Below are 23870 nucleotides of genomic sequence, written 5' to 3'. Positions count from 1 at the left end.
CTTACAAATATTCCCCCGCTATTTCCCCAACTTCCGAGCCTAATATCTTTATATAATCGCATATTGCAAAAAAAAAGCCGATTCCGCATTAAGCAGAACCGGCTCATAGTTCATTTAAACAGGGTTTAACTGTTTAACGCCTCAGCAATCGCGTCACACACATAGTCAATATTCGAGCTTGTGAGGCCGGCGAGGTTAATTCTACCACCGCCAACAACATAGATGGACTTATTCTCTTTTAACCAGTCTACAATGCTGTCAGATAGTCCACTAAAGGAAAACATACCACGCTGGGAGGTAATGTAGGAAAAGTCTCCATCTACACCACGGCTCTCTAAACCGGCAACCAGGGCCACACGCATGGCTTTGATTCTATCTCTCATGGTAGCAAGTTCACCTAACCACTGCTGATGCAGCTTGTCGTCGGAGAGGATAGTCGCAACAACCAGACCTCCATGGGCAGGAGGGTTGGAGTAGATAACCCTAATGGTGCTCTTCAAATGACTCATGGCCACTGCGGATTCTACAGCAGATGGGCTTACGATGGTAATTGCACCAGTACGCTCATTATAGAGACCAAAATTTTTCGAAAAGGAGCTGGCCACAAAAAAGTCAGCACCAGTTACAGCAAACTCCTCCACCGCGCACCTATCCTCATCAACACCATCACCAAAACCCTGGTAGGCAAAGTCAAGAAATGCAATCCAGCCCTTTTCTTTTCCAAGAGCCGCCACTGTCTTCCACTGCTCTGGGCTGAGGTCAACACCGCTTGGGTTATGGCAGCAGGCGTGAAGCAAGACAATATCTCCAGCAGGTACAGTTTTCAAACTTGCCAGCATTGCATCAAAGTCAAGACTCTTAGTTTTGGGATCGTAATAGTCGTATTGCGCCAGTTCAAAACCCGCTGTGGAAAATACACCCTTATGATTTGCCCAGGTAGGGTTTGAAATCCATACCTTAGCTGTAGGGTTGAATTTTTTTAAAAGCTCACCACCAACACGTAAAGCACCGGTACCACCAGGTGCGTGTGCCGTTGCAGCACGTCCGGCTGTGATCACATCACTATCAGCACCAAACAGCAGCTTTTGCACCTCACGGGCATATACAGGATCACCAGAAATAGGCAGGTAACTCTTAGTCCCCTCTTTCTCCAGTAAGATCTTTTCAGCTGCCTTCACACAATCCAAAATTGGAGTAGTACCTTTCTCATCTTTGTAAACGCCAACTCCAAGATTCACCTTATTGGAACTTGAATCACTCTTAAACGCCTCTGTTAATCCCAGAATCGAATCAGCTGGAGCAGCTTCTATTTTTTGCCACATACCTTCCTCCACTTATGGAATAATTTTTTATAACTGAACGTGACAAAATACAAATAAACAATTCCCTCTGTCAATAGGAATAACAATAATACCACAGCATATTCATTACATATTCGTAATGTTGAGAGTCAGCGTTGCGCAAATGCCACATTATTTGATGGGATAAAAACAGGTATGGTGAGAACGAACAAAAAATATAGAGGCGAGTCTCCAAAACACTGAAGGAGTATAACCTTTACTCCTTCAGGTTCGTAGGTACTTACGACTTACATCTCTCTCTTGTATGGCCAGGCCATGATACCACCTTCCATAACCCGTACATTTGTATACCCCTGCTCTTCAAGAACTATGGCCGCCTCGTAACCTCGAAGACTTATCTTACAAAAACAGATAATCTCACTATCCTTATCTTCTGGCAACTCGTCCAGGTGATCTTTTAGGATGCCCAATGGGAGGTAGTGTTCACCAATTCCAAGACGAAGAACTTCATACTCGTCAGGCCCACGACCATCGAGGAAAAAGATGTTCTCATTCCTCTCCACCTTCTCCATAACCTCTTTGGCACTGATACCCTTAAACCTGCCCTTGATTTTGTTCTGCACAATATGAGCAGACGCGATAAAATGATCTATCGCCAGAGAAAACGGTGGAGCATACGGTAGATCGGCACAACAGAGACTATCAAGGCTCATCTGTCCCTGGATTGCCATGGCCGCCGTTGCAATTTGCCGACTGACATCACCGTTTCCGACACACTGATAACCTATGATAGTATTGTTTTCGGTGTTAACAACAATTTTTGAGACCAGCAGCTTTGCCCCCATAAATCCAGGCTTATCTGGACTGGCATTGACAACTGTTTCCACTGACTCAAAACCACTTTTACGTGCAGTCTCTTCACTGAGCCCTGTAGCACCTGCCACAAAATCAAAGACCTTACAGATGGCTGTGTGGATCGTTCCAGGAAAAGTAACACAATTACCACAGGTTATATTTTCTCCTGCAATCCTGCCCTGGAGGTTGGCAAGATCACCCATAGGAGCAAGTGAACTCTGACCTGAAATGATATTTTTAACCTCAACACAATCTCCGGCAGCGTAAATATCAGTGTTCGAAGTCATCATGAACTCATCGACCACAACACCACCAAGTGTGCCGATTTCAAGACCTGCAGCCTTTGCAAGCTCAATATTTGGCTGGACTCCCGTTGCAACGACCGCAACCTCACAGGAAAGAACAGATCCATCACGCAGCATAACGCCGGTGAGTTTTCCATCCTCACCCACAAAACACTCAAGACCAGTCTCGGTTAAAACCGAAACACCCTTACTCTTCATATGATTTGCAACAAGCTTTGACATCTGCGGATCAAGAAAGGTGAGAATATCTTCTGCCATCTCCACAAGGGTCACTTTTATCGAAGATTCAGTCAGAGCCTCACACACCTCAACTCCAATAAGTCCGCCACCTATAACAACCACATGCTCTGCCGATTTTTCTGCAACCACCGAATGAAGATAGTCAGTATCCTCCATGGAGACCAAGGTTGTAACACCACTGAGATCATTGCCCACCACAGGTGGAACCTTTGCCTTTGCACCGGTGCAATATACCAGCTTATCGTAACTAACTTCAGATTCCGCACCGGTTTGCAGATTTTTAATGGTAACGGACTTATTTTCAGCATTTATTGAGGTCGCTTCTGTTAGTGGAAGGGCCTTGATATTTTTTGTTTTCTGAAAAAAACCGGGCCCACGCACCACACCGGTGGGTGTTGCCAGAAGGGCATTTCTATCATCAAAGACACCGCCCACATAATATGGATAACCACAGGATGCCATGGACAGATCAGGATCCTTTTGGATAATTGTTATCTCCGCCTGCTGATCCAGTCTCCGCGCCTTAGCTGCAGCCTTTGCACCCGCAGCAGATCCCCCGATAACTACAATTTTTTTCGGTTCCATCTCATTCCTCTTTTCAACTACGACATTGTATTATATTGTTCATATGCCAACAACCAAAACACTACCATTCTCTTTTTTATACAAAATGTCAAAATTATATTTTTACTTTCAGTCCAGAAAATGACGCAGGAACAACGCCAATACGGCGTTTGAAAAAAAAACTATATGGCCTCCATAAACGAAAATAGCCCGGATTAAAAAATCCGGGCTATCCAGTGCAAGTGCCAGACGTAGAGTTTGAAGTGGTCTATGCAACACCCAAAACAGAGATCTTAATCCAGCCAGCCAATCCAAGATTCATCATGGAGGCGTACATCTTCATAGCCAAGATAACGGAGCATATACTGAGCACCTGCTCCCCACCATCCTGTGTTACAGGATACTACTATGGTTTTATTTGGTCGTATATTTCTCTCCTTAAGCACCCATAGCAACTCTTCAGGACCCTTCAGGTAGGAGTGATCCATATAAAGACCGGTTATAGGAAACAGAATTGACCCAGGAATCCGCCCTGGCCGCTTGGCAAGGGGGTGTTTGAGAGCTCCTAATGACTGCTGCAGAATTCTCACATCCACAATTGTGACGCCTGGGTTATCAAGATTAGCCTTCACATAATCATTGTGAACAACAAGCTCGTTTCGTGGTTCTATAACAAAGGTTTTCTTTTCAGGTTGTACCGCATCCATAGACACTTCAAGACCCGCCTTCTTCCAGGCAGCAATTCCACCGTTAAGTAAAGACAAATTGTTGGCACCAGCGTAATCAAGAATCGCCAGGATAAAGCCAGCATCTTGGCCGACATTACTGTAGGCAACAATATGAGAATCAACGGTAAGTCCTAGCTCGCCAAGGGTCGCAGCAAGGATATCATCATCTTCCAGCATCATAGGAGAATCAGAGTTCCCCGGTTTTCGTAAGCCCTCTGGCATCGCAGGATCAAAACGTATAGCCCCTGGAATATGTCCACTGTCATAGGCGGCCTGACCACGAACATCTAAAATCACCACATTATTATCGGCCAAATTTTCTTTGAGCCAGGTGACATCAACCACCATAGAATGATTAACTTTTGTTGCATCTATACCAAGGGGTTGGGTTTTGCCCCTTGCTTTTGGCAGATCAGCATCGCTCACAACCAAATGAATATTGGCCTTTTTCTCATAATCAAGCAATTCATCCTCTGACAAGAAAAGTTCACGCTGCCCATGACAATTGTTGCAATTGGCATTCTGCCAGGTTCGACGCTGAATATTATGGGGCGAGGTCTTTTTCCAGGTGGACAAACTGTCAAAATTTGGAAAACCATCTGTAATGTAATAGTCAAACAACTTCTCATCCACCGGAACATGTCGTAAAAGCGTGTATTTATAGTTTGATCGGGGAGTTTTATCAGGATTCAAGCCGATTTTAATTGTTTCAAAATCTTCATTTGTCACAAAGTACGGAATACCCTTGTCATCAGTTCCAGTATGGCAACTGTAACAGTTGGTATAACTCTGGGAATGACAAACCTGACACTGAACTCTATTTTTATGAATTTTATGATCCAGAACAGAGCCGTACTCCAAATCCTTATGGCAACCCCTACAACTTGCTGCTTCCTCTAAGTGATATCTATTTACAATATCATCAGGTGCCGCAGCATGCATTTCTTCCGCCTTATGACAATCTTTACAGACCATTGTATATTTACGAACATGCACATCACCCTGGCCACGATTTCCGGCAAATTCATTACCAATTCGGCTACCGTGACATGCCATGCACTGATTAATGGTGTCCGGCTGCGCTCTAAACATGTGACCATTTATGAAACCGTCACCAACATATTGAGGCCGACTGACATGGCAGGAGCCGCAGGTTGCATGGCAGGAGGCACAATGACGCTGTCGACCGTGATCAACCTTGTCAAAGGTCTCAGCTGAACTCCTTTTCTCTAAATATTTTGGAAAGGTCGAAAGGGTCGCATGCAATGATTTTGGCGCGGTCTCAGCTATTTCATCATGACATTCCCCACAGGTTTCCTGAGGACTGTTAATTGACGGATAGGGATCATATCCTTTATGGGCATCTTCTTTGGCAACAGCTTCATCATCACCTCCATGACAATCTACACAAGACACTTCTCCATGGACTGAATCTAGAAATTGTTCAGATACAAGGACCTTTTTTTGTGGCTCCAACGGAGTCACCGAACCGCCTCAGCCAGGTCCTGCCTGAAGTGATGATTTGGCCATATCATCTTTTCCAAGACTTTTCACAAGCATTTCCTCATCAGTATGACAGGCAACACAAGAATCCGCCGCCCTCACGTTAGAGTGTTGCCCAGCTACAATGAAAAGACAAATACAAACGCCTGCGGTGACTCGCCTCAAGGCCCCTGTCCTGACACCATTCATGATGGATCTCCTTTTAGACAAAAATTAATATCTCACCGCCTATTATGGAGAGGCCCACAATAGTATATATGCGGTCATTACATGTGGGTTCAGCTAAAGAATCAGAAAAAATAAATATTTTTCAAAATGAATACTTACACACCTGAATATACTATACTTTCATATACCACAAAACACATATCCTTACCATCTCGTGGTGTTAATCAGCAAGAATGGAATCAAAAACAGCAGGGTGATCCATATATAAGACAGGAAAAACATATATAACAGGAGCAATTTGCAACAACAGGCTCAAAACTCACGAAGGATAGATATACCGCACTACTTCGTATCACGACTCATTTTCAACAACTCAGTTTTCTTGCCTATCACAACAAGAACATCCCCGGCAATAAAGGTCTCCTCTGGACCAGGATTAAACACCATTTTTCCACATTTTCTTTTTATGGCTACGATGATAACCCCATATTTTTGCCGAAGACGGCTTTCCACTAAAGAGGCGCCAGCGATGGGGGACCCTTCAGAAATCATGCATTCTTCTATCTGCAGGTCAAGCTCTTCGTTGACCATCACCCGTTCGAGGAAATCCATAACCGTTGGTTTATGCAGGATTTCCGCCATTCTTTTGCCGCCAATCTGATATGGACAAACAACCTTTGTTGCCCCAGCACGAAGCAGCTTACTCTCGTTACTTTCATCTGATGCCCTGGCCAGGATAAAAATATCTGGACGTAAACCTTTGGCTGAAAGAGAAATAAAAACATTATTTGCATCTGAACTCACAGCGGTGACAAGACCAATGGCTCGTTCAAGCCCTGCCTCAAGGAGGGCCTCATCAGAAGTTGCATCCCGACAGAGATAAAGGATATTTTCTGCCTCAAGGGTCGCGACCCTCTCCTCTTCCTGCTCGAGTACAACAATCGGGATCTCAGCTGCTGTTAACTCTGCTGCGATAATGGACCCTATACGTCCGTAACCGCATATAATATAATGATTTTTGACCTCAGCAATTTGCTTTTCCAATTTTCTTCTCCCAAGAATTTTTCGCAATTCACCTTCAACGAAAATACGCGCAACCTGCCCCAGGGTATAGGTCAACAAGCTGATACCAAGAACAATGATTAAAATTGTTATTCCGCGCCCAACATCAGACAACGGTTGTATTTCAGAAAAACCAACGGTACTGATGGTGATAAGGGTCATATAAAATGCTTCAAAAACAGGCATATCCTCAAATAGAACATACCCGCCTGTACCAAAGGCTATGGTGGCAAGGAGTAGACCCAGTGAAATTTTAAGCTTTGGATAGTCCATGTTTGAATTAGATAACCTGTTCTACAGTTGTCTCAATTGCATCCTCGGTAAACTCATATTTACCATGAAAAATCAGGGGTTGCCAAGCCAATAGCAGTGAGTGAAATTTGGTCATTGAAAAAAGGTATGTTATTCCAGGCGTTTTCTACTATATTGATTCACACTATAACTTCCACCTTAAGATATTTTCCCACGACAATAACAATGACTGATTTAAAAAAACAAAATCAACAATTGTTACAGGAACTGTACAATACACGCAGAGAGGCTGACACCCTTAAGGGTATAATTAATAAAAGCCCGGTTGTGGTATTTTCATGGGACGCCACTTCAAACCAGCCCGTCGAGTATGTCTCTGACAATATCTCTCACTTTGGCTATCAACCCACTGATTTCTATTCAAATCGAGTCAAACTCATCTCACTTGTCCACCCAGAAGATAAGGTACAGCTCCTACGCAACATCGTCCATTTCAACAAAACGACCTCCTCAAACCTTCGCTTTGAGTGCAGAATCTTACACCTCGACGAAACCATCTCCTGGATAAATATTCATCTCTATGTGATCCGGGATGAGTACGGAAAAATACAACGACTACACGGCACCAGCCTCGATATCTCTGATCAAAAGAAAGCCGAACTTTCTAAATATGCGAGTAAAAGAATCCTTCGCACCGTAATTGACAATGTTCCCCAGCTCATCTGCTGGAAAGATCTCGATTCAAAATATCTTGGCTGCAATAAGGCCTTTGCCCAGTCAAACGGTGTTGATAACCCCAAAGACATGATTGGTAAAACCGATCATGACTTTAGATATTCAACCGCTGATATTTCCTTTATCGAGGACTTAGAAAAAAAAGTAATCGACTCTGAAATCCCTCTGCGGGACTTTATCTACGAAGATACCCGTCAGACAAAAGAGCGAGCCATATTCAAGCAAAATAAACAACCCCTCTACGATGAAAGCGGCAATGTCATGGGCATCATCGGAACCGCTGAAAATATTACCAGCCGCATCTTGACTGACATTGCTCTTTCAGAAAGCGAGGCCAGGTATCGACATCTGTTCAATTCAGCAAATGATGCCATCTTCCTCCACAGTTTTAATGAAGAAAAACTCGAAATTACCCTTGTAGATGTGAACAATATTGCCTGCAAACGCTACGGCTACACAAAGGCAGAGTTATTGCAACTTGAACCCTACGGGCTTGACTGCCCAGAAGCAGCACAATCGTTCAACCACAAGGACTTTCTCAAAAATTTAGGTGACAAAAATGTTTTTGAAACCATACATATCACCAAAGATGGCCGCACTGTCCCGGTTGAAATAAGCGTTACCGTTTTTCTTCTACAAAATCAGAAGTACCTCTCTTCCATTGTACGCGATATTACGAATAGAAAGAAAATCGCAAAAGATCTGAGAGAACATCAGACTCAATTGGAAAAGCTGGTGGATAAGCGCACCCAGGAGCTAACCAAGGCAAAAGAACAGACAGAAAAGATTAACAGAGCCATGGAAGAACAGTCGACTTTTCTGCGCTCAGTAATAGACAACATACCGGCACTGATCTTTGTAAAAGATACTAAAAGCCTCTACACCTCAGCCAACAAGACCTGTGTTGATTTTCTCGGTGAAAGCTCTCCCGATAAGGTGCTAAACAAAAATGACTTCTATTACTTCCCAGAAGAAGTAGCCAGAAAACTCTACACAGCTGAACAGTCGATTTTTAATTGTGAAACCTCTTTGCTCGATCAAGAGGAATACCTTCCTGACAGTGATGGAAACTGGTGCTGGTTACACCTTACCAAAATTCCTCTCACTGATAACCGTGGAAGGATTACAGGCCTCATCGGGGTCGGACACGATATAACCCACCGCAAACAGAGTGAAAAAGAAAGAGATAAACTCATCAAAAGCTCAGAAGCCGCCAACAGAGCCAAATCTACCTTTCTTGCCAATATGAGCCATGAAATACGTACCCCCATGAATGGTGTTATTGGTATGGCTTCACTTCTTAGAAATACAAAACTGAATGAAACCCAGCAGCACTATGTGGACATGCTCCAGAAGAGTGGAGAATTCCTCCTGGCAATAATAAATGACATACTCGATTTTTCTAAGATTGAGGCAAGAAAACTTGAACTGGAATCCCTCGATTTTGACCTCCATGAACTGCTCGATAAGATCCTTGGTATAATGTCCATTAAGGCTCAGGATAAAAATATTGATTTTATCTGCACCATTGAGCCAAATGTCCCCACCCTGCTTAGAGGTGATCCTGACAGGCTGCAGCAAATTTTGCTTAATCTTGTGACAAACGGTATTAAATTTACAAGTGACGGAGAAGTGGTTGTTCGGGTCGCCAACAAACGAGAAGATTCCAAGCATATTCTATTGGAATTCCTCATCGAAGATACCGGAATTGGAATCCCCGACGACAAGAAATCGACACTTTTTAGAAGTTTTGAACAACTCGATTCATCCACCACCCGTAAATTTGGCGGTACCGGCCTAGGCCTTGCTATCTCCAAACAGCTGTGTGAATTGATGGGTGGTAATATCACAGTGCATACCGGAAGAAAAAAAGGAACGGAATTTCATTTTAGCGTTCAACTTGAAAAACAGACAGATCCAAACTCAGTCTACCTGAAGAGTCCAGATCTCAGGGGCACTAAAATCCTCATCGTTGACAGCCACGACATTCGCAGAACAGCGATTGCAGAACAACTCGCCGGGTGGGGCGGAGCCATAACCCACATTAATGCCTTCACTGTTCCAAATAGGCAAACACCTACATCCGAAGTACAGCAAAGCTGTTATGATCTCGCACTCATCGACGAACATCTCGTACGATCAGGAAATGTAAACCTTGACGAGCTTGTAAAGACACAGGGTTGCACCAACAACAAAAACATGAATAGTGTACTGCTTTTAACAAAGGGAACCAGTAACAAAGCGGGTATAGAAGGATACAAACACAAAACGCTTTTGAGTAATCCCCTAAAGTTTAAAGATTTAGCGGATTCAATACGGGATATAATATCACCCCAGCCCGTTGCTGATGAGTCTGGGCAAATGTCGGTCAAACATAACTATTACCGTAGCGAATCCATCCTCCTGGCTGAAGACAACCCAATTAATCAGCAAGTTGTCCTCGGTATCCTTGAATCCATGGGCTTTTTGGATATTGAAGTTGCAAATAATGGAGAGGAGGCGATCCGCTCCCTGCGAAACAGACCTTTTGACCTCATATTAATGGATATTTCTATGCCGGTAATGGATGGTTTTGAGGCCACAACCACTATTCGTAAAACACGATTTATCCATAACCCCTCAACTATCCCCATTGTGGCTTTAACTGCACATGCGATTAAAGGGGATCGGGAAAAATGCCTTCAAGCAGGCATGGACGATTACCTTGCAAAACCTATCAGTGCCAGTGATCTCGCAAAAACCTTAAGTACCTTGCTCCACGATCCCCTGCTCACCATCCACACAGAGCCAACTGAGCAGGAACATTTGGATCATACGTCTGACGAATTATCTGCGTTCAATTTTGACACTCTGGTTCAGCGACTCATGGGAGACCGAGAGCTTGCGGCAACGGTACTCAAACTGTTTATACAAGATGGGCCAACCCACCTCGCAAGGCTCAAATCTTTTCTTAATGATGATAATTTTCTTGAAATAGAACGACTTGCTCATAAAATAAAAGGTGCCGCGGCAAGTGTTGAAGCAAAACAGGTGGAACAGGTTGCCTTTCTTTTAGAAAGGCAATGTAACTCCGGCGAAACACAGGCTATTACCCATACCATTGATATGCTCAGTGAAGAAATTACCACTGCCACAGTGCTAATGAAGGTCTTTATTTAAAATATTTCCCATTTTACCACCGCTTACAACCTGCATCTTGCCCCTGATAAATCTATTGCGACGCACATAACTTTGAGCTAGGATACAGGCCGAATTTACCCAGCTTTACGAACACTTTTTTTTGGTGATTACAAAATGAGTAACAACAATCTGCGCATTGAGAAAATAGGCGGAACAACAATGTCCCGCTTTGGTGAGGTACTGGACAACGTTATCCTCAAAGATAAATCCGATATTTTTAACAGAATATACGTCGTTTCTGCTTATTCGGGAATCACCAACGAATTACTTGAGCATAAAAAAACGGGTCAACCGGGTATTTACCAGACCTTTACCAATAATGAAAAGTATGAACCGGCAATGCTCAACCTGCAGAAACACCTCTGCACCATTAATGCGAATTTTGCGAGCATCGGTCTAGACACTAAAAAAGCCGATGATTTTATCTGTGAGCGCATCGCATTCTGTGTCAATATTCTTCGATCCATGGATACTGTGCTCGGCTCCGGTTATGTTATGCGTAGGGAAGTACTGCTTGCAGCCCGTGAACTCCTTGCCTCCCTTGGGGAAATGCACAGTGCATTTAATACGACCAATATTCTGCAAAACCTTGGATACGACGCCACCTTTGTAGATCTAAGCGGCAGAAACGATAGAATAGAGAGAACCATAGACGAAAGAATCGAGTACACCTTCAGAAATATCGACCCATCCAAAACCATCTGTGTTGCAACGGGTTATACCAAGGGAACGGAAGGGATCATGAGAGAGTTTGACAGGGGCTACTCAGAAGTCACATTTTCCAAGATTGCAGTTATCCTTGGGGCAGCGGAAGCCGTTATCCACAAGGAATACCACCTCTGCTCAGGTGACCCCATGATAATGGGTGAAGAAAATGTACATCCTATCTGCAATACTAACTTTGATGTTGCTGACCAGCTCGCAGATGTTGGTATGGAGGCGATACACCCCAAGGCCTCAAAACCTCTTGAAATGGCAGGTATATCAATACGGGTAATGAACGCCTTTGACCCAAGCCATAGCGGAACCCTTATGACCAAAGATTACATCTGTCCAAAACTTAAGACAGAGGTGGTCACCGGTTCAGATAGTGTTGTCTGTATTGAAATACATGACACCAGAATGGTTGGGGAAGTGGGCTTTGACATGAAGATCATGATGGTTCTCGAACAATTTGGGGTCAGCTACATTAACAAGGCCACCAATGCGAACACCATCGATGTCATTATCTCAGAAAAAGACCTCACAGATGATTTAATTACTGCACTAAGGGCCCAGTTCGAAAACGTAAGCGTGCAGGAACTGGCAATCGTTTGCGCCATCGGTTCTAACATTGCAAAGCCAGGCATCCTCGCAAAGGCCACAAAGTCCCTGGCCGATGCCCATATTAATATCCTGACGGTTTCACAGACATCGCGACAGACAAACATGCAGTTTACCGTTGATCGTGATCATTTTGTCCTCGCCCAGAGAGCCTTACACCGTGCTCTCTGCGAGGATGAAAACGAATAGACATTCCAACCCCTATCTCCCATTGCCAAACCTGCAGAGAACGCTCTGCAGGTTTGTGGCGATCTAAAAATTACCTCGCGAACCTCACACAACCTGCAACTCTTTGACTCACTAAACGTCCCACCTCAATTCACTTCATTTTTCAGTTCTGGGCATACCAGAAACCGCACTCTTTCCATAACATATCCTCAATATTCCCTTTAAAACCAAGCCCCTTATCGCCTAACTCACACTTCACTTACAGGTTTTTCATTATACATAGTATCAATAATTTTGATAGGTGTGGACAAAACTATGAATCCCCTTAATTACTAATACATTTTCAAACACTTAGACCATGGTCTTTTTATGACATTATTGTAACTATTGTTAGAAAAATCTTTGTCATTGACAGCATCCCCCTCTTCTAGAATAGTGCACTCCTACATTGTATTACGCCATTTAGTAACCATACAATCTATGCAAAAAATTATTATTATTACTGCCTACTACACCGACACCGCTACGCCCTATGTCAAAAGATATACTTTCTGCAACTTTCACATGGTCAACAATCAAAGAAAACATTCACCGGAGATTTCCCTTAATTTAACCACCTGACACCCAGCATTTTTTACAAATTAACCATAGGTCGATGAGTTCCGTGGGGGATTCTCAACTCCAGGTGGCGCCAAGAAAAGCGTGCCGAGAATCGATCAAAAATATTAGGATTTTACGTTATGCAGAACAACGAACCCCAAAGCTATCAGGAATTGCGAAAGCCTCGCTCAGCATTTAACAGCCGTGCAGAGTATCTTGACCATGAATTAATCATAATGAAACCCAAACGGTGGGGCCTTAACCTGCCGGGAAGGGATTTTAATTTTGCCTGGGAAGATTGCATTCCAGCCATCGCCGGCACCATCGGTCTCACTGTAATGTGTACCGCAGTAACCAACGCCTTTGCAAATGCCTATGGCCTTGACCAGGCGTTTATCATTGAGAATGTACGGGTTGACATGCTCATTGTCTCCTTCCTCTTTGTTATTCTTTTCTCAGGAATCTTCAACCCAAAAGCGAACCTTGCCGGTATCCATGGCCCCATGATGCCGCTTATTCCACTCATGGCAGTTTCAGGCACACACCCTCTTGCGCTTGCGACTCTTATAGCAGTGTTCGGCCTCATTCTCAGTATAACAAAGGGTGGTTCACGACTTGTAAAAGTGACGAGTCAGGGGGTGGCAGGTGGCCTCCTTGTCTACCTTGGTGCAATTGGTACTATGGGCCAGGTCGGAGCCATTCAGAAATGGGCAAATTCACTTGAACTTGGCTTTATTGGTTTGGCCGTTTTGATATCCAACCTCGTCTTATACGCATACCTTGCCCGCATAGGTAAACGGTGGCTTTCCATACCCATCTGCTCATTCCTCGCAGCCGTTGTAGCCCTCGTTTTAGGGGCGCCATTTGAATTTACAACCAGCCCAGGCCTACCAAGCTTTAACCCTATGTACTGGTGGGGAGAAGACACTGGCTGGAAACTTGGACTTCCGACACTATCACACTTCATATCTTCCCTGCCTTTTGCCATTCTAGCTGTCGCCATGTGGTCTCCAGATTTTCTCGGTCATAGAATTTTCCAGGAGATGAGTTATCCACGTAAGGCCAAAAATGTGTTGATGGATGTGGACGACACCATGATCGGCTGCTCGTTGCGTCAGGTAACTTCCGCATTTTTTGGAAGTGGTTGTATAACCTCTTCCTGGGGTACTTATATGATCCCTGCAGCCATCGCCAAACGCCCTATTCCCGGTGGCGCAATTTTTTGTGGATTATTGTCGGCCGTAGTTGCCATTGCAGGTTTTCCAATGGATATTGCAGTCTGGCGCCCTGTTCTTGGTATTGCACTTCTGGTTGGTGTTTATCTGCCCCTTCTTGAGGCTGGTATGGAGATGGTCCGTGACAGAAAAAGCACCCAGGCATCCGGAATCTGTATCTTTGCCTCTGCAATCATAAACCCGGTATTTGGCTGGGCACTTACCATGTTTCTTGATAACAACGGCTTTATCGGTGACAAGGATCGCCCCAAAGCTCTCAATATCTTAGATCGTCTGGTTATTCCTGGCCTTGCTCTTGCTATTGCCACTATTTCCATGGCAATAGTTGGTATGATACCTGGCATTCCAGCACTTATCGGTTGATCCAGTAGATAAAAAAAGGAGGTACTGAACATTCAGTACCTCCTTTAAAACAATATAACACTTCGTTATCACTACAGCTCAGACAACGCTCACCCTCGTATCTTCAGATAGAGTCTCAATCTCCTCAGCTATCGCTTCTGCACTCATCTCCTCATTTACTGCCAGAGTCAATTTGGCTGAAAACACTGACTCACCAAGTGAAGAAACCGGAAACCTGTTGCAATCCATATTTTCAACAACCAGATCAAGGTTATAAAGAATATTATTTAAATCCCTCGTTAGGCCTGAGCGATCCTTACAATCCACCACAAGAGATACAGTTTTATTGTGTTCACTCTCTTGTCCATTAACATCGGAGTAGTAAAACTCTAAATCTGGGAATTTATCTGCCAAGGTGTCTTTTAATAACATTTCGAGGTCATCATCTACAGCCACCTCCATCATAGCAGTAAATCTACCATCAAGTTTCATCACCTTACTTGTACTCCACTCTCCCCCAAGCTCTCGAGTTGCTTCTGCCAAACTCTTAACAATTCCGGACGATGCCGGCCCCATAACAGTTGCCACAAATTTACGCTTCATTCAAACACCTTTATTCCATCTTTAGGAAGAAACTCCGTTTAAACCCCAAAAACAAATATTGTATAGCTACATTCTTCAAGGAGATAGTGACAATTCACTACCCCAGTACATTCACCTGCACGTCTTCCGACAGGGTTTCAATTTCCCCAGCTATAACCTCACTCTTCACAGAATCCGGCACAACCAAAGCAATTTTTGCTGAAAAAACATCTCCAATACCATCCATTACAAATCGTTTACACTCCATGTTTTCAACACAGATATCGAGGTTAGTCAGGATGTTACTGAGATCACCCGTAAGACCGGGACGATCTATACAATCCACTCCAAGATGAATCGTTTTGTTCATATTTTGTGAAGGCGCAGTTGCTGGCGAATAGACAAATGTGAGTGCAGAGAAGTCATTTTCCAACCCCATCTTCAGACTCAGTTCCTTATCGCTTCCAACCACCACATTCATTATGGCCGCAAACTGACCATCTGCTTTGATCAACTTACTACTCAGCCACTCCCCTCCATAACTTCTGGTAGCAAGAGAGAGCGACTTTATAACTCCAGGTATGTCCGGTCCGTAGACTGTCGTGATATAGTTACTCTTCATACAATACCCATTTTTGAAATAGTAGTGACTCGCTTTCAAGGTAACTGGATCGATCAATGTGAGCTTATCATATTTTCCAAATCACCTCTACTTCGGTTTTACAAAAAAACCACAACCAAATACTTTCCAAACATAAATGCATGTATTGCTTTTACTAGCAAAAATCCGCCACAGAATAACTCTGAGGCGGATTAGATACAGCTCCGTAGCTGTCATGCCTGGGCAAACCTGCTATTCTTACCCATTCACTAAAATCAAGGTAAACCCTATGCGACTGCAGCCTCACCTTTGGTTTTTGCATCAGGCCATCTGCGTTCTACCATTTCATCGGTGGAGTAGTCCGGTAGAAGAATTGGTGCCACGCCGGGATTCTCAACGCCAGCATCTTTCAGTTCTTTTTCAAACTTCACCACGTGATCAAGGCTGAGATTTTTCAATTCAACACCTGACTTGACATAATGTGCAGCGCTAATTCCAGCCCTGCGGCCAAAGGTGATGATATCCTGAAGGCTGTTACCCATAAGGCGGTTTTCACCATGCACACCGCCTATGGCCTCCCCCGCAGCATAGAGGCCAGGAACCACTGTTTCAGTGTCACCATTAACATTGATACCACCATTTTGATAATGCAATGTTGGATAGACCAGCATTGGGTCCTTGCTGATATCTATGCCATGGCGCTCAAACTGAATAAATTTTGCAGGAAGTTCTTTACGTACAGAACCCGGACCATGCAGCTCCTCAATCATTGGAGAATCAAGCCATAGCCCAACCCGGCCTGTTGGGGTGATAATACCCTTACCTTTCTCCATGGCCTCACAGATAAGCTCGGCTGATTCCACATCACGTGGTTCAAGAGGAAAACAGAACTGCTCTCCATCAATATTTAATACATGGGCACCAAGGCCACGTACTTTTTCTGTAATCAGAAGACCTACATTCTGCTCCGGATAGGCGACTCCGGTGGGATGATACTGGGTTGAGTGCAGGGATTGATTACCAACTCCCGCACGATATGCCATGACCACACCATCCATGGTTGCACCATAATGGTTTGTTGTGGCAAATCCCTTAATATGCAGACGACCAAAACCACCGGTACCAATAATAACCGACTTGGCCTTAACGATAAAAAACTCTTTAGTCTCCATATTGTGCAGAATTGCTCCAGCACACTTACCGTCATCGTCAAGAAGTAACTCAACTGCAGGGCTGAACTCAAGAACCGTTATCTGATCTTCCCGGTTTCTCACCTCATCACGCACCACACGCATGATCTCTGCACCAGTCATATCTCCTGACGATTGCAGTCTTTTCCTGGAAGACCCACCACAGTGACGAACAACGGTACGACCATCTTCATACTTATTGAAGATCATACCTAATTTCTCAAGCCAGGCGATGGAGAGGGGGGCATCTTTTGATAGTGCCGCCACCAGATCTCTCTGATTTGAAAAATGTCCTCCACCGATGGTGTCCATAAAATGGTAGTAAGGGGAATCGCACTCATGGGTTGCGGCCTGAATACCACCTTCTGCCATGATTGTATTAGAGTCACCGTGTCTCAGCTTGGTGGCAATGATAACCTTACAGCCTTCATCTGCGGCCATGATCGCAGCAGAGGTTCCCGCTCCGCCGCCACCGATTACCAGGACATCTGTTTCATAGTCAACATCTTTTAAGTTGACCTTATCTGGCCGTACCATTGATTTTGATTCCAGAAGCGCCGCCACGCCTTCCTGAAAAGTCTCACCTTTATTGGGTCCTACTGCTACAGTACGTTTTCCTGTGGACTGATAATCTGGATGAAATTTGGACAGAACATCCGCCCGCTCATCCATGGAAAGCGCAGGGTAATTTTCATTGCGCCTCGCCATTGCAACCCGTTCAGGCCGGGTAGCCTCAACTTTTTTTATCAGTTCCCTCATTTCAGGTGTATAAGCCATTGTATTCTCCTTAATCCCAAAGAGGATCAATCGATGTGTAATTATAAATAACGGGTCTCTTCAGGTTTCCAGGATCCGACCTCTGCAAAGTCAGGCTCACGCTCCCGTTCTACATACCTTTTTTCCAAGTCCTCTTTACTCATACCTTCAAGCTCGGTAAGCATTTCATCATATCGACCACCTTCAATGGCCTCTACCCTTGCCTTTAAGTGCTCTGCATTGGGGAGTACATATCTGCCATATATTCTGCGGGCAAGCTGAGCCGCATGGTACTGCGGAATCTCACCCATACAGCGACTCGCACAGAGTCCGCATTGAATACAATCAAAAGAAATTTTTGCTGCCTGCTCAATGTTACCCTGTTTAAGAGCTGAAATATAACCAAGAACATCAACATCCATCGGACAGGCCTTAGTGCACTGATTGCAAGCAACACAACGAAACAGCTCTGGATACAATGCATGGATTGCCTCAGGCGCACCACCAATCTCTTCGATGGAATAGTTTGCCCTATTTGCTGGAAAAAATGGGATTTGAGCAAGATACATATCCGCTTCAACAACCGTTTGGCAAGCAAGACCAAAGTGAAGTTTATAGTCTCCAGCCATCCGATAAACAGTTGGACAGGCACCACAGATCCCGCCCCTACAACCGGCGCCCCTTAAAAAATGAAAACCCGCAAACTCCATGGCCTTCATAATGGTCAGGGTCTCAGGCACCTGGTACTGCTTGCCCATGATGTATACAGGAATTGTTTTAGCGCCTTCAGGCAGGATAGCCCTATCCCCGGTTGCAACCTTTGGTACTGCTTGTTTTTTTTGTTCAGTTTCACACATGATCTATCTCCAATAATGCGCAATAGCTACTCGCACAAATTATCAAGAACCCGGTGCTACGCAGCAACCAGATAGTTTTTATCTTCCAAAAGGCTAAGGCTTTTAGGATCATTTAACTCAAAATGACACAGCTCAACGTCCAAACCAAGGGCCACTGCCAAAAGCTGGGTGAAATAATAGGTTGGTACGTTTGCTTCGATATTGCCCTTTTCAAGCATCTGGCCCTGCTGTTTGCCGAGGTTATATTCACAGAGGGGGCAACTGGTGGCAATAGCTTCCAATCCCGAGCGGACCGCACTGTTTACAACGTTTGCACCTGCACTGTTTTCACCCGGCAGACTACTTAAGACCTGATAGGAGCCGCAGCACTTATCAGCCCCATCAAAATCCTTTACAGTGGCCCCAAGACTTTTGAACATATCATTCATCAGCTCAAAGCTACCAAATGGCTCAATCCCCACATCTGCTGGACGCTGGAGCGTACACCCATAGTAAGAACCTATCTTTAGATCCGTTAAGGGAGTCTTGACGCTATTTTTCAGCTTTTCCCAGCCTATATCTTCTTTTAAGAAAGTGAGATAGTGGACAACTTCAATCTCACCGTTATAATCGATTTCTTCATCCATAAAACGGTTGATTGTGTCCCGTTTTTCCGGATCATTTCTCATGATTTCATTGGCTCGGGCGAGACTGTTGTAGCACATGGAGCAAAGGGTCACCAGCTTGTCTGCTCCCATCTCCTTTGCCCGGATAAGATTACGAACCGGCCCGACCTGATGGATCAGATCATCTGCAGTGAGCGAATGTACTGCCCCACAACAATTCCACCGCTTAATCTCTTCAACCTCCACTCCTAGCGTTTCCAGGGACGCAACCGCAGCAATGTCCAGATTTTTTGCTTTAGTCTTTAAGGTACAACCTGGATAATAACTAATCTTCATTGCTCTCCTTAACTCGTGAATTTTCTAAAACCGGCGACCAGTGCAATCTGTGGCATATCTGCAATGGCCTCCTTAGACATCTCGGAAGGTTCAATATAGTTTTTACTTTTTCGAAGAGGTTGCTGGCGCAAGGCCTCCATCACTTTTGCTATATCTATACCTCTTGGACACTTCACAGAGCAGGCATGGCAGGAAGCACATTTCCAAAATGTGTTTATCTCAGCCAACCTGTCCATTAGACCAAATTGGGCAAAATGCATAACCTTACGGGGACTAAAATCCATCTCCTCAGCCATGGGACACATCCCTGTACACGTGGAACACTGCATACAGAGCTTCACGCTCTCCCCACTGAGGGTATTGATCTCCTTAATTGATCTAAGAGAGAGACTGTTCTCACTAATTGGTAATGTCATTTCATTCTCACTTAAGTACAATATGTTACTCTCGTATCACTCACTTTTCTGTCATCGGTGAAAACCAGCCTATGGTTTTCCATAAAACCTCAATTTTCAATAGCCACACCGATCTACATCACCAGAAAAACCAAGAGATAGACTCCTTCCACGCATCGTGTTCTTTTAGCTCTAGTATAATTAACAGATTAAAATAATATTTCAACACACAATATACCAATAGATTTCAGACACATAACACTCTCAACTGAATGAGCACTCATTTCTTGGTCCATATTTATACCGAATTCAGTCCTTCTTTTTAATTGGTTTTCCCGCTACAATAGCTAAAACATTTAAACAATTATGTTTGCAACCAGGTTATGAATCGAATGAACCCATTCAAAAATAAAACGTTTCATTACATCTTCACCAAGCTGAAGCAGGCAACAATGGATCTCATGCCCATTGTGCTCGTGATCAGCTTCTTCCAAATTCTGATCATTCGCCAGCCACTACCCCACCTGGGCGAGATCCTCTTTGGAACCCTTATGGTTATTTTCGGTCTGTCCATGTTCATCCAGGGGCTTGAGATGGCTCTCTTCCCCTTAGGTGAAAACATGGCCCAGTCCCTTACCAGAAAGGGAAGCCTGTTCTGGCTCCTCACTTTTGCATTTGCCCTGGGGTTTTCTACAACTGTTGCAGAACCAGCACTTATCGCCATATGTAAAAAGGCTGCTGAAATTGCAGCAGGGGGCGGCTTGCTTGATTCATCACAATCATCGCTCAACACCTATGCCCTTGGACTACGACTTACCGTCGCCTTTTCTGTTGGCCTGGCAATCCTACTTGGGGTATTACGCATACTCCTCAACTGGCCCATTCATTATCTCATCATCGGTGGATATATCCTGGTCGTCCTCATTACCACTATTGCACCGGAGCAGATAATTGGCATTGCCTACGATGCCGGCGGAGTTACCACCTCCACCATTACCGTCCCCCTGGTGACTGCACTTGGTGTAGGTCTTGCCACCATCATCAAAGGCCGTAACCCTCTTCTTGACGGGTTTGGTCTCATTGCCTTTGCTTCTCTTCTTCCTATGATTTTTGTGATGGGTTACGGCATACTTTATTTTGGGATATAGAGGCGAGAACATATTATGGAAATACTAACTGACTTGTTTACATCACTATTTCTCACCGCACGGGACCTGCTGCCCATTGCTATCCTCTTTGCCTTCTTCCAGCTTGTCATCATCAAGCAACCCATTGCCAATCTATCCAAAATACTCATAGGCAGCCTGTACGTTCTGCTGGGCCTTACTCTTTTTTTAACAGGCCTTGAAGAGGCACTTTTTCCTGTGGGAGATATTATGGCAGCACAACTCACCAACCCTACATTTCTTTTAGGTGGCAAGGAGAGCGTAGACCTCACTGCCTGGACGACGTATGGTTGGATTTATGTTTTTGCAGCCGCCATAGGTTTTGCCACAACCATAGCTGAGCCATCTCTTATAGCGGTGGCCCTTAAGGCCAGTGAAGTTTCCGGCGGAAGTATCAGTCAAAGAGGATTACGGATAACCGTAGCGGTGGGAGTCGCCATTGGAATCGCTCTTGGCAGCTACAGGATTATCAGCGGTACTCCGCTTCATTATTATATTATGGCAGGCTATATCATCGTCAGTATACAGACCTTTTTCGCTCCAAAATCCCTGGTGCCCCTTGCCTATGATTCCGGCGGTGTTACCACCTCTACCGTTACCGTACCAATCGTTGCTGCCCTTGGACTTGGCCTGTCCGCGGCGGTGCCTGGACGAAATCCGGCCATTGACGGTTTTGGCCTTATCGCCTTTGCCTCCCTGTTTCCCATAATCAGTGTGCTTACATATGCTCAAGGTGCACGTTGGGTTGCTACAAGAAAAAACAAACGAACTACCTAACCCCGATGAACGGGATAAGTGCCATGGTGGTAGTTTGAAGTTTATATTTTCAATTAACCCTCCAGTTTTCTTGTTATTTGGGACAGAAAATCTGGAATAAGTCACTAAGGAGATCACCCATGCGCTTTAAAATTATATTAGCATCGGTAAAATGCGATATTACTGATAAAATTGTTGATGCGGCAAAAGAAACAGGGGCTACAGGAGCAACTATTATCCACGCTAGAGGTACGGGCATACGGGAAGCCAAGACCTTTTTCGGCCTTAGCCTGGAAGCTCAAACAGATATAATCATGTTTCTCCTAGAGGAGAGCTTGGTCGACCAAGTACTTGAAACCATAGGCAAAGTCGGGGAATTCAACAAGCCGGGAACCGGAATTGCCTTTGTTTTACCGGTGGATCAGGTCATTGGACTGGAGAGCCAGATAGAAAAATTCAAAAAATAGACAGAGAAAACCTTCCGCTGCCATTTCATCATTTTCTGATTGTGTTAGTCACGTAAAATGATTACATATCACAGATATAATTGAATTAATGCACTTTTTACCTAACACTTTTTTATTTAGAATCAAATTACGTCATGAACGCCATAATTCCCCCGGCATGGGATGGTACAGATCGCCGCCAATCCAGTAGATGCAGAAGAAGTTCAGATCGACGCTCCTACAACGAACGCCGTAACGACCCACGACAATCACAAAAATCCAATCGTAGCTTTTATGCATGGGTTCGTTCTCTCACCCATGCACGCCTAGGTGTAGATCGTAGAAAACAAGGGGACCAGAGAATTATTTCCAATAGACGTAACAGTCGTCCAAGTGCCATGCTCACTAAAGAAGAGTTGGCCGACCTTTTAAGTTAGGCAGTAAATTCAATTTATTAGACCATATAGACACCAAGAGCAGTCATCGTACAATATTCTTTTCACTCTTGACGATTGTGACGATATGAGAGCCTACTTCAGAGCCGGTTTCTCAGGATCTTCGCAATCTTCATCTACACGGCAGCCCTCTTCTGCCAGGTTTAAGAATCCCGACGTCTCAGTATAGTTAATCGTAGATGAGGAACTATAGCCTGCGCTATAGTCGACCGCAACCTCCTGGCGACACTCCTCCCCAAGATAAGCAAGTATTCTACTTTTTCCCTTGATCACCTGTGTACCACCGTCCTCTATCGTAACAAGGACTGGAACCTCTTTTATTGAGAGATTTTTCAAAAAGCCAAGACTCACTGATGGATCGTAATCAGATTTCAATTCGGCTCCAGTAAAATCAAATGAGTCTAAAGGCTCAATCGGATTAAAATAGATCTCGCAAACATTTTCACCATCAATGGATTCGATTACTTCTTCACAGTGAGGGCAGGTTGCAGAAAAAAAGAGATGCAATGTTGGACGCTTCAATTCTCCCGCAACATGGGCAATTGCCCCGTTTTTTAAAGGTTGTGCGCCATCTCCTCCCAGATTAAACTGCAAACTAAAACAGGCCACAAACACCGCAGTAGTAAGAATAAGTCCTCTAAATATCTGACGCAGTCCAGAAAGTATATTCAGCACAACAATACAACCACACACAATAAGGCAATACGAACAGTAGGCCTGAGCGATGGAGTGCTGAAAAAACACAAGAACAGCCTCAGCCATTAAGCCTGCCATCAGCATAATGCGGGCAAATTTCACCCAATACTCTGAGCCCTTTCGCCCCCAGAACAGACACCAGAAAACCAGTTGAAAATAGAGAAAACCTGCAATATTAAAATAGAGAGCAGGAACCACTGTTAAACTCTCTACGATCTCACAACCTTTGTTAAAACAGTAACCTTGTCCCTGGGTATAAATGAGATAGGTTTGTACTCCAGTTATGACGCTTGCTATAAGTGCTACAATTACTCGTATCATGGATTTTTCTAATTTGGTTAAATCTTCATGGGTCACAGTTCACCACCAATAAAATTATCGGTGTTTTTTCAACACACCTGTGATAAACCCGGAGGGTCAGTACTACCCAAAGTGTACTGAAAATCAGCCGGGATACACACCTTCACC

General features: G+C 44.3%; 19 protein-coding genes. 7 read left to right on the top strand and 12 right to left on the bottom strand.

What is annotated here, in order from left to right; genetic code table 11:
- Positions 1-125 precede the first annotated feature (125 nt).
- From ACX6CI_RS20075 to ACX6CI_RS20055, 5 genes are all read right to left on the bottom strand, one after another.
- Complete coding sequence (locus tag ACX6CI_RS20075; protein ID WP_458775439.1) at positions 126-1322, bottom strand: amino acid aminotransferase; 1197 nt, start codon at positions 1320-1322, stop codon at positions 126-128.
- Between the two features lie 266 nt (positions 1323-1588).
- Entirely contained in the window at positions 1589-3286 is a 1698-nt protein-coding gene (locus ACX6CI_RS20070; RefSeq protein ID WP_458775438.1) for an FAD-dependent oxidoreductase, read from the bottom strand.
- A 272-nt stretch (positions 3287-3558) separates the two neighbouring features.
- Positions 3559-5469, bottom strand: a complete 1911-nt coding sequence (locus tag ACX6CI_RS20065) for a rhodanese-like domain-containing protein (protein ID WP_458775437.1) — start codon at positions 5467-5469, stop codon at positions 3559-3561.
- Positions 5470-5487: 18 nt separating this feature from the next.
- Positions 5488-5685 (bottom strand): hypothetical protein, encoded by a 198-nt coding sequence (locus ACX6CI_RS20060; protein ID WP_458775436.1) that lies wholly within the window; start codon positions 5683-5685, stop codon positions 5488-5490.
- Between the two features lie 321 nt (positions 5686-6006).
- The gene (locus tag ACX6CI_RS20055) at positions 6007-6999 is read right to left on the bottom strand and encodes a potassium channel family protein (RefSeq protein ID WP_458775435.1); all 993 of its coding nucleotides are present in this window, start codon (positions 6997-6999) and stop codon (positions 6007-6009) included.
- Positions 7000-7203: 204 nt separating this feature from the next.
- Here ACX6CI_RS20055 and ACX6CI_RS20050 point away from each other — a divergent pair, with 204 nt between their 5' ends.
- The 3 genes from ACX6CI_RS20050 (at position 7204) to ACX6CI_RS20040 (ending at position 14582) form a co-directional block, all read left to right on the top strand.
- The gene (locus ACX6CI_RS20050; protein ID WP_458775434.1) at positions 7204-10872 is read left to right on the top strand and encodes a PAS domain-containing hybrid sensor histidine kinase/response regulator; all 3669 of its coding nucleotides are present in this window, start codon (positions 7204-7206) and stop codon (positions 10870-10872) included.
- A 135-nt stretch (positions 10873-11007) separates the two neighbouring features.
- Positions 11008-12405 (top strand): aspartate kinase, encoded by a 1398-nt coding sequence (locus ACX6CI_RS20045; RefSeq protein WP_458775433.1) that lies wholly within the window; start codon positions 11008-11010, stop codon positions 12403-12405.
- A gap of 719 nt (positions 12406-13124) precedes the next feature.
- Positions 13125-14582: a DUF3360 family protein gene (locus tag ACX6CI_RS20040; RefSeq protein ID WP_458775432.1), complete on the top strand. Its 1458-nt coding sequence runs from the start codon at positions 13125-13127 to the stop codon at positions 14580-14582.
- A 78-nt stretch (positions 14583-14660) separates the two neighbouring features.
- On the opposite strand, the gene ACX6CI_RS20035 is transcribed toward ACX6CI_RS20040, so the two are convergent.
- From ACX6CI_RS20035 to ACX6CI_RS20010, 6 genes are all read right to left on the bottom strand, one after another.
- Positions 14661-15164: a glycine cleavage system transcriptional repressor gene (locus ACX6CI_RS20035; RefSeq protein WP_458775431.1), complete on the bottom strand. Its 504-nt coding sequence runs from the start codon at positions 15162-15164 to the stop codon at positions 14661-14663.
- Between the two features lie 97 nt (positions 15165-15261).
- Positions 15262-15765: an ACT domain-containing protein gene (locus tag ACX6CI_RS20030; RefSeq protein ID WP_458775430.1), complete on the bottom strand. Its 504-nt coding sequence runs from the start codon at positions 15763-15765 to the stop codon at positions 15262-15264.
- Positions 15766-16031: 266 nt separating this feature from the next.
- Entirely contained in the window at positions 16032-17711 is a 1680-nt protein-coding gene (locus tag ACX6CI_RS20025; protein ID WP_458775429.1) for an FAD-binding protein, read from the bottom strand.
- A gap of 41 nt (positions 17712-17752) precedes the next feature.
- Positions 17753-18547 carry a 4Fe-4S dicluster domain-containing protein gene (locus ACX6CI_RS20020; RefSeq protein ID WP_458775428.1) on the bottom strand — a complete coding sequence of 265 codons (795 nt, stop codon included), beginning with the start codon at positions 18545-18547 and terminating at the stop codon, positions 17753-17755.
- Between the two features lie 56 nt (positions 18548-18603).
- A complete protein-coding gene (locus tag ACX6CI_RS20015; protein WP_458775427.1) occupies positions 18604-19488 on the bottom strand; it encodes a CoB--CoM heterodisulfide reductase iron-sulfur subunit B family protein in 885 nt (294 codons plus the stop codon).
- A gap of 8 nt (positions 19489-19496) precedes the next feature.
- Positions 19497-19904, bottom strand: coding sequence for a 4Fe-4S dicluster domain-containing protein (locus tag ACX6CI_RS20010; RefSeq protein ID WP_458775426.1), 408 nt, complete (start codon positions 19902-19904; stop codon positions 19497-19499).
- A gap of 371 nt (positions 19905-20275) precedes the next feature.
- Between ACX6CI_RS20010 and ACX6CI_RS20005 the strand changes: the two genes are divergently transcribed.
- From ACX6CI_RS20005 to ACX6CI_RS19990, 4 genes are all read left to right on the top strand, one after another.
- The gene (locus ACX6CI_RS20005; protein ID WP_458775425.1) at positions 20276-21031 is read left to right on the top strand and encodes a DUF1538 family protein; all 756 of its coding nucleotides are present in this window, start codon (positions 20276-20278) and stop codon (positions 21029-21031) included.
- Positions 21032-21046: 15 nt separating this feature from the next.
- Complete coding sequence (locus ACX6CI_RS20000) at positions 21047-21826, top strand: DUF1538 domain-containing protein (protein WP_458775424.1); 780 nt, start codon at positions 21047-21049, stop codon at positions 21824-21826.
- 119 nt (positions 21827-21945) lie between these two features.
- Entirely contained in the window at positions 21946-22272 is a 327-nt protein-coding gene (locus tag ACX6CI_RS19995) for a P-II family nitrogen regulator (RefSeq protein ID WP_458775423.1), read from the top strand.
- 134 nt (positions 22273-22406) lie between these two features.
- Positions 22407-22688 (top strand): hypothetical protein, encoded by a 282-nt coding sequence (locus ACX6CI_RS19990; protein WP_458775422.1) that lies wholly within the window; start codon positions 22407-22409, stop codon positions 22686-22688.
- A gap of 93 nt (positions 22689-22781) precedes the next feature.
- On the opposite strand, the gene ACX6CI_RS19985 is transcribed toward ACX6CI_RS19990, so the two are convergent.
- Complete coding sequence (locus ACX6CI_RS19985; RefSeq protein ID WP_458775421.1) at positions 22782-23759, bottom strand: hypothetical protein; 978 nt, start codon at positions 23757-23759, stop codon at positions 22782-22784.
- Positions 23760-23870: the final 111 nt, after the last annotated feature.

It is taken from the genome of Desulforhopalus glucosivorans (assembly GCF_054397165.1).
Note: the sequence above shows the minus strand (reverse complement) of the source record. Positions and strands in the feature narration are given on the sequence as shown.